Genomic DNA, 7,295 nt, shown 5'->3' with positions numbered 1-7,295 from the left:
GCCCCGACCAGCTGGAACTGCTCGCCGCGGCGCTGGCCGCCCGGGAACAGCCGGTGCTGCTGGTCCTCGACGACCTGCACCGGGTCGCCGACCCGGCCGCGCTGACCGGGTTGGAGTTCCTGCTGCGGCACACCGACGGACGGCTGCGGCTGGTCGCCGGGGCCCGGGGTGAGCTGCCGCTGCCGCTGCATCGGCTGCGGCTGGCCGGGGAGCTGACCGAGATCGGCCCGCAGGAGCTGGCCTTCACCGTCGACGAGGTCGCCGACCTGCTGGTCGCGCACGGCACCCCGCTGCCCTCGGCGGCGGTCAGCCGGCTGCGCGAACGGACCGGCGGCTGGCCCGCTGGCCTGCGGTTCGCCGCCCTGGTTGCCCACGGCCACCCCGACCCGGAACGCTGGGCCGACCGCTTCGGCGGCGACCAGCCGGAGGTCGCGGCGTACCTGCGGGCGGAGGTGCTGGGCGGGTTGCCGCCGCCGACGCGGGAGCTGCTGCGGCGTACCGCGATCAGCCCGGCCGTGCGGGCGGACCTGGCCGACGCGCTGACCGACCGGGGCGACGGCGGGCAGCTCTTGGCCGAGCTGGCCCGCGACGGCGGCTTCCTGCACGCCGACGGCAGCGACCCGCCCTGGTACCGGCCCCATCCGCTGCTGGCCGACCTGCTCCGCGACGAGTTGGCCGGGTTGGACGAGCCGGACCGGCGGGACCTGCACCGGCGCGCCACCGGCTGGTACGCCGACCAGGACCGTCCCGCCGAGGCGCTGCGGCACGCGCTCGCCGGCGGGGAGTGGGACCGCGCCACCGAGCTGCTGCTCACCGGCTGGCCGGAACTCGTCCCCTACGACCGCGAGGCCCCGGCCGGTCCGCCGCCCCCGCCACCCCCGGCGGAGGCGGTGCGCCGCGATCCGGAGCTGGCCCTGGCCTGCGCCGCCGAGCGGGCCTACGCCGGTGATGCCGAGACCGCCGCCGACCGGCTGCACGACGCCGTTGCCGCGGCGGGGTCACTGCCCACCCCACGCCGGGACCGGTTCCGCCGGCTGGCCACCGCCGTGGAACTCACCCTGGCCCGGATCGCCGGCGATCACCGGGAGGTACGCGCCGTCGCGGCCCGGCTGCTCACCACCGTCACCCCGGGCGGCCCGGCCGGCCGGAGCGTGGGTGCCCCCACCCCGGACCCGCGAACCCGGGCCGCCGAGGACCCCGACGTGCGGGCGGTGGCCGGGGCGGCGCTCGGCCTGGCCGACCTCGCCGAGGGCGACCTGCGGGCGGCGGCAGCCCGGCTCGCCGGGGCGTACGACGCCGCGCGGGAAACCGGCCGGCCGCGTACGGTGCTGGTCTGCGCGGCCCGGCTGGCCCTGCTGCACGCCCTGGCCGGGCAGCTGCGCGCCGCCGAGCGCGCCGCCCGCGCGGCCCTGGAGATGCCACCGTGCCAGGGCTGGTCGAGCCGCGTCGAGTGCGGCTACGCCCACCTGGCGCTGGCCCTGGTGGCCCTGTACCGCGACCAGCCGGAGGAGGCGACCGCCCGGCTGGCGCTCACCGGCCCGGCCGCCGGGGAGCCCACGGCGTGGGTCGCCGCGACGCTCTGCCGGGCCGCGCTGCTGCGCGACGCCGGTCAGGCCGCCGCCGCGACCCAGCTGGTGACCGGGGCGCGAACCGAGGGGCGGCCCGACGGGGGACTCGGCGACCGGCTGCTCGCCCTGGAGGCGGACCTGCGCGGCGAGCAGGGGGACGTGGACACCGCCCGGGGGCTGCTCGCCGACCGGGCGCGGGAGCCCGACCCGGCCCCGCCACTGGCGGTGGCGCTGGCCCGGGTCGAGCTGCGGGCCGGTGACGTCCGGGCCGCCGGGTACGCTCTGCCGCAGTGGGACGGCCCGGCCGCCGGGACCTGGCCGTTGCCGGTCCGCCTCGCCGCCGGGGTGCTGGACGCGGTGCTGGCCCGGCGCGCCGGCGACGACCGGCGCGCGGGTCGGCTGCTGGAGCGGGTGCTCGACCTGGCCGCGCCGGAGGGCCACCGGCGGGTGTTCACCCGCGCCGAGCCGGCGGTCCGGGACCTGCTCGCCGCGCACCTGGACTCCGGCACCGCGCACTGGCCGATCGTGAGCGACCTGGTTCGGGGCGCCGAGGAACCGGCCGAGCGGGGGCCGACCGGCGCGGCCCGGGCGCTGGACGAGCCGTTGACCGAGCGGGAGTTGACCATCCTGCGTTACCTGCAGAGCATTCTGTCCAACGTGGAGATCGCCACTGAGCTGTCCCTGTCGGTCAACACGGTCAAGACGCACGTGCGCAACATCTACCGCAAGCTCGACGCGACCCGCCGCCGCGAGGCGGTCCGCCGGGCCCGAGAGCTGCGCCTGATCTGAAGCCCGGCGGCGGCACCCGCCCGTGCCGCCCGCCGCCGGGCGGTGCGATCCCGGCGGTGGGGGGCGCCGGCGGCCGGTCAGGCGCCGGCCACCGCGTCCACCGCGACGAGCAACTCCGGCAGGTCGTACCCGCCCTCGTGGCGGACCTCGTTGACGAACAGGGTGGGGGTGCCGTTCACGCCGCTGCGGATCCCGCCCACGAAGTCGCGCCGCACCCGGTCGGCGTGCGCCTGCCGCTCGACCTCCGCGCCGACCTCGTCGGCAGGCAGCCCGAGCTGCTCGACGCCGAGCGACAAGTGCACCGGGTCGAGCTGGTCCTGGTGCTCGTAGAGCCAGTCGTGCATCTGCCAGAACCGGCCCCGCCGCCCGGCCGCCTCGGCGACCTCCGCCGCGGCCTCCGCGTACGGGTGCACGTTCGCGATCGGGAAGTGCCGGTAGACCAGGCGGACGACGTCGGCCCGCTGGCGCAGCGCCTCGGTCAGGTTCCGGTGCGCCGCCCCGCAGTAGCGGCACTGGAAGTCGCCGTACTGCACGACGGTGACCGGCGCGTCCGCCGGCCCGCGGACGTGGTCGGTGTCGTCCACCGGCACCCGCAGCCGGGGGGTGACCTGCAACGGCGTGGACGTCGGGCCGCTGTCGGAAACGGTCATGACCACCAGGCTGCCGCCGGGACGGGTGAACCCGGCTCACCCGGGCCGGGTGGTCTCAGCGGGTCACGGTGACGTGGTTGTGCACCTCCCGGATACCCGGGGCGGACCAGACGATCCGTTCCACCTCGTCCCGCTCGGTGACGGAGTGGACCAGCCCGTCGAGGACCGCCGTGTCGCCGTACACCCGGATGCTGACCCGGTCCGGTTCGGTGGCGCCGCTGCGGGCCAGCGCGTCGACGATCCGCTCGGGCAGCTCGTCGCCGCTCGACCGGTTCGTCGGCTGGACGGTGATCCCGTTGCTGACCCCGCGTACGCCGGTCAACCGGCTCACCACCCGCTCGGCGGCCCGGCGCTGGTACTCCCACTCGACCGGGCCGCGCAGCGTCACCCAGCCGTCGGCGACCGTCACCTCCAGGCTCTCCACCGGCACGAAGGCGTCCCACTCCAGGGCCCGCCCGGCGGCCAGGGCGATGTCCGCGTCGGTGCGTTGCGCCGACGGGGCGATCCGTACGGTGAGGTCGTTGGCGACGGCCCGCACCCGGGCCACCCGGTGCGCGGCCCGTTCCGCCGCCCACTTGGCCGCGTAGCTGCCCACCCAGCCGGTCAGTGTCACCACGCCCTCGGTGACGGTCACCCCCACCTCGGTCGGGCTCACCCGGGGATCCCAGGCCAGCTCGTCGAGCACGTCGTTCTGGAGGTCCTGGTCGGTACGGGTGACGCTGGTCGCGGTGGCCCTGGCCGTCTGGGTGACCAGTGGACTGTGGCGTGACCCGAACGGTCGGGCGATCACCGTCAACGCCAGCGACCAGGCGCTGTTCGAGTGGCTGCTCGCCTTCGGCGGGCACGCGCTCACCCACGGGGAGAACCCGCTCTTCACCCACCTGCTCAACGTCCCCGACGGGGTGAACCTCGCGGTCAACACCTCGATCACCGTGTACGCGGCGGTCTTCGCCCCGCTGACGTACCTGATCGGGCCACCGGCGACGTTCCTGGTGATCCTCACCCTCAACCTGGTCGCGACCGCGCTGGCCTGGTACTGGCTGCTCTCCCGGCACCTGGTCGGCAGCCGGCTCGCCGCCGGGGTCGGCGCGTTGTTCGTCGCCTACTCCCCCGGCATGGTCTCGCACGCCAACGCGCACCTGAACTGGACGGCCGGTTGGCTGGTGCCGCTGCTGCTGTGGCGGGTGTTCGCGCTGCGCCGGCCGGGGCGCTGGCTGCGCGGCGGGATCGTCCTCGGCGTGCTGGTGGCGGTGGCGTTCTCCATCGCCGCCGAGGGGCTGTTCTTCACCGCCCTGGCGACCGGCGTCTTCCTGGCCGCCTGGGCGGCACACCCGACCCGCCGGGTGCAGGCCCGGGCGGCGCTGCCGGACCTGCTGCGCGGGCTGGGCGTCACCGCGCTGGTGGCGGGGGTGCTGCTGGCGTACCCGCTCTGGCTGCACTTCGCCGGCCCGCAGCGGTTTGACGGCACCGGGTTCGACCCGGTGATCCACTCCGAGGACGTTGCCGCGTTCGCGGCGTACCCGCGCCGATCGATCGCGGGCGAGCTGGGGTGGGGCACCGCGCTGGCGCCCAACCCCACCGAGGAGAACTCCTTCTTCGGGGTGCCGCTGCTGCTGCTCGCCGTCGCCTGCTTCGTGCTGCTGTGGCGACGCGCCTTGCCGGCCCGCCGGGCCACGCTGGTCGCGCTGGGGGTCACCGCCGTCGTCTTCGCCGTGCTCTCCTGGGGGCCGCAGGCCACCGTCGACGGCCGGCGCACCGGGCAGGCGCTCCCGTTCGCCCTGCTGGGCGAGCTGCCGGTGGTCAACGCCGCGCTGCCGGCCCGGCTGGCGCTGGTGGTCGCCCCGGTCGTCGGCGTGCTGCTGGCGTACGCGATCGACCAGCTCCGGGCCGATTCGCCCCGGCGTCCGGTCCGGGTCGCGTGGGGGGTCGGTTTCGCGGCGGCGCTACTGCCCCTGCTGCCGACTCCGCTGCTGACCAGCGTCCGCCCGCCGGTGCCGCAGTTCGTCACCGCCGGCACCTGGCGGGAGTACGTCTCCCCCGGCGGGGTGCTCACCCCGATCCCGCTGAGCCTGGACGTCTACCCGGACGGTCAGCGCTGGCAGGCGTACGCCCTGTCCCACCGCCACGGCGTGTTCCGCCTGCCGGCCGGTTTCTTCCTCGGCCCCGGCGGGCCGGACGGCCGGGGCCGGATCGGGCCGCCGCCGCGCACCTTCGACACCCTGCTGGACCAGGCCGGCCGCACCGGACTGGCACCGATCGTCACCGAGGGCACCGTCCGGCTGGTACGGGCCGACCTGCGGTACTGGGGGGTCGAGGTGGTCGTGCTGCCCGACGAGGTGCACGGCGCGAAGTACGACCTGGACGAGGACGCCCTGCGCCGCACCGCCACCGCCCTGCTCGGCGAACCGCGGCGGGTCGACGACGTCTGGCTGTGGCGGGTCCCGCCGGCCTGACGCGACGCGCGTCACCGGAGACGGTGGACCGGGTCGGGTCTAGGCTGGTGGGGTGAGTGCGACGACATCCGGGCTAACGGCCGTACGGGCCGGGGTGCTCGACTACCGGGCCGCCTGGGACGAGCAGCGCCGGCTGCACGCCTCGGTGGTGGCCGGCGAGCAGGGCGACACGGTGCTGCTGCTGGAGCACCCCAGCGTCTACACCGCCGGTAAGCGCACCGAGCCGTGGGACCGACCGATGGACGGCACCCCGGTGGTCGACGTCGACCGCGGCGGCAAGATCACCTGGCATGGCCCGGGGCAACTCGTCGGCTACCCGATCGTCAAGCTCCCCGACCCGGTGGACGTGGTCGCGTACGTTCGGCGCACCGAGCAGATGCTGATCGACGTCTGCGCCGAGTTCGGGTTGACCGCCGGCCGGATCGAGGGCCGCAGCGGGGTGTGGATACCCGAGGACGACCGGGGTCCGGCCCGCAAGGTGGCCGCCATCGGCATCCGGGTCTCCCGTGGGGTGACCCTGCACGGCTTCTCCATCAACTGTGACTGCGACCTGGCGTACTTCGACCGGATCGTGCCCTGCGGCATCCGGGACGCCGGGGTCACCTCGCTGACCGTCGAGCTGGGTCGCCCGGTCACCGTCGCCGACGTGCTCCCGGTGGTCGAACGGCACCTGCCCACCGTCGTCGAGGTCTGAGCCCGACCCCTCCGCCGGGCCACCTAGCATCGACGGATGCGTCTTGATCTCGTCACCCTGGTCGTCGCCGAGTACGACCCGGCCATCGCCTTCTTCACCGACGTGCTCGGCTTCGAACTGGTCGAGGACTCCCCGTCACTGACCACCGACGGCCGCCCGAAGCGCTGGGTGGTGGTCCGCCCGCCGGGCGGCGGCACCGGGCTGCTGCTGGCCCGTGCCGACGGCGTGCGGCAGGAGGCGGTCGTCGGCGACCAGGCGGCCGGCCGGGTGGGCTTCTTTCTCCAGGTCGACGACTTCGATGCCACGTACCGGCGGATGGTCGGTGCGGGCGTGGAGTTCGTCCGTCCACCGTGCGCCGAGCCGTACGGCAGGGTGGCGGTGTTTCTCGACATCGCCGGGAACCGCTGGGATCTGCTCGGCCCCGCCTGACATCCCCGGCAGGTATTGAGCGGTCGCTCAAAAAGCGCTAGCGTTGCCATTGAGCGACCGCTCAAGAACGGGGGCTGGCGATGGCAGTCATCTATGTCGAGACACTGATCGACGCGCCGGTCGAGCGGATCTGGCAGGTCACCCAGCACCCGGGGGCACACCGCCGGTGGGACGCCCGGTTCGGCCGTATCGATCCGGAACCGGGCAGCTCACCCGCCCGGTTCCGGTACGTCACGACCGTCCTGCCGGGCGTGCGGATCGGCGGGTACGGGGTGCACGCGGGCGAGCGTGACCGCCCCGACGGCACCCGCACCTCGACGCTGCGCTTCGGCTCCGGCGACCCACGCTCACTGATCGCCGCCGGCTCGGGGTACTGGCGCTACGTGCCGGTCCCGGGCGGCGTGCGGTTCCTCACCGGTTACCGGTACACCCCGCGCTGGGGCCCGGCGGGCCGGCTGGCCGACCTGCTGTTCGGCCCCGCCTTCGGCTGGGCCACCGCGTGGTCGTTCGACCGGCTGAGGATCTGGCTCGAACGGGGCGTACCCCCGGAACGGGCCCGGGCCAACGCGGCGCGGGAGGTGGTGGTGCGGGCTCTCGCGGTGGGCGCCGCCACGGCGCTCGCCGCCCCGGTCGGCCGGGCCCCCGCGCTCCTCGTGGCGCTCACCGCCTCGGCGGTCGCGCTGGCGCTGCCGCCCCGACCCGACACCCCGGC

7 protein-coding genes are annotated in these 7,295 nt (G+C 75.7%); 5 read left to right on the top strand and 2 right to left on the bottom strand.

The features are described 5' to 3' along the window. A partial coding sequence (locus E1193_RS28565; RefSeq protein WP_132186272.1) for a LuxR C-terminal-related transcriptional regulator occupies window positions 1–2,357 on the top strand: 2,357 nt, incomplete at its 5' end. Between the two features lie 77 nt (window positions 2,358–2,434). Here the strand turns inward: E1193_RS28565 and E1193_RS28560 are convergent. Both E1193_RS28560 and E1193_RS28555 read right to left on the bottom strand, forming a co-directional pair. Further along, window positions 2,435–3,007 (bottom strand): DsbA family protein, encoded by a 573-nt coding sequence (locus E1193_RS28560; protein ID WP_132186271.1) that lies wholly within the window; start codon window positions 3,005–3,007, stop codon window positions 2,435–2,437. Between the two features lie 55 nt (window positions 3,008–3,062). Next, the gene (locus E1193_RS28555) at window positions 3,063–3,761 is read right to left on the bottom strand and encodes a BON domain-containing protein (protein ID WP_132186273.1); all 699 of its coding nucleotides are present in this window, start codon (window positions 3,759–3,761) and stop codon (window positions 3,063–3,065) included. Between E1193_RS28555 and E1193_RS28550 the strand changes: the two genes are divergently transcribed. The 4 genes from E1193_RS28550 to E1193_RS28535 all read left to right on the top strand — a co-directional run. Next, a complete protein-coding gene (locus tag E1193_RS28550) occupies window positions 3,721–5,460 on the top strand; it encodes a DUF2079 domain-containing protein (RefSeq protein ID WP_132186270.1) in 1,740 nt (579 codons plus the stop codon). The genes E1193_RS28555 and E1193_RS28550 overlap by 41 nt on opposite strands. Window positions 5,461–5,512: 52 nt before the next feature. Continuing rightward, window positions 5,513–6,154, top strand: coding sequence for a lipoyl(octanoyl) transferase LipB (gene lipB, locus E1193_RS28545; protein ID WP_132186269.1), 642 nt, complete (start codon window positions 5,513–5,515; stop codon window positions 6,152–6,154). Window positions 6,155–6,190: 36 nt separating this feature from the next. Continuing rightward, entirely contained in the window at window positions 6,191–6,583 is a 393-nt protein-coding gene (locus E1193_RS28540; protein WP_132186268.1) for a VOC family protein, read from the top strand. A gap of 80 nt (window positions 6,584–6,663) precedes the next feature. Beyond that, window positions 6,664–7,295: hypothetical protein (locus E1193_RS28535; protein ID WP_132186267.1), on the top strand; the 632-nt coding region annotated here is incomplete at its 3' end.

Source organism: Micromonospora sp. KC606, from assembly GCF_004348675.1.
Classification (GTDB): Bacteria; Actinomycetota; Actinomycetes; order Mycobacteriales; family Micromonosporaceae; genus Micromonospora.
Note: the sequence above shows the minus strand (reverse complement) of the source record. Positions and strands in the feature narration are given on the sequence as shown.

Bases quoted from the DNA above. Each gene is read 5' to 3' on its own strand.
- E1193_RS28560 (WP_132186271.1), bottom strand. From the start codon at position 3,007: ATGACCGTTTCCGACAGCGGCCCGACGTCCACGCCGTTGCAGGTCACC.
- E1193_RS28540 (WP_132186268.1), top strand. From the start codon at position 6,191: ATGCGTCTTGATCTCGTCACCCTGGTCGTCGCCGAGTACGACCCGGCC.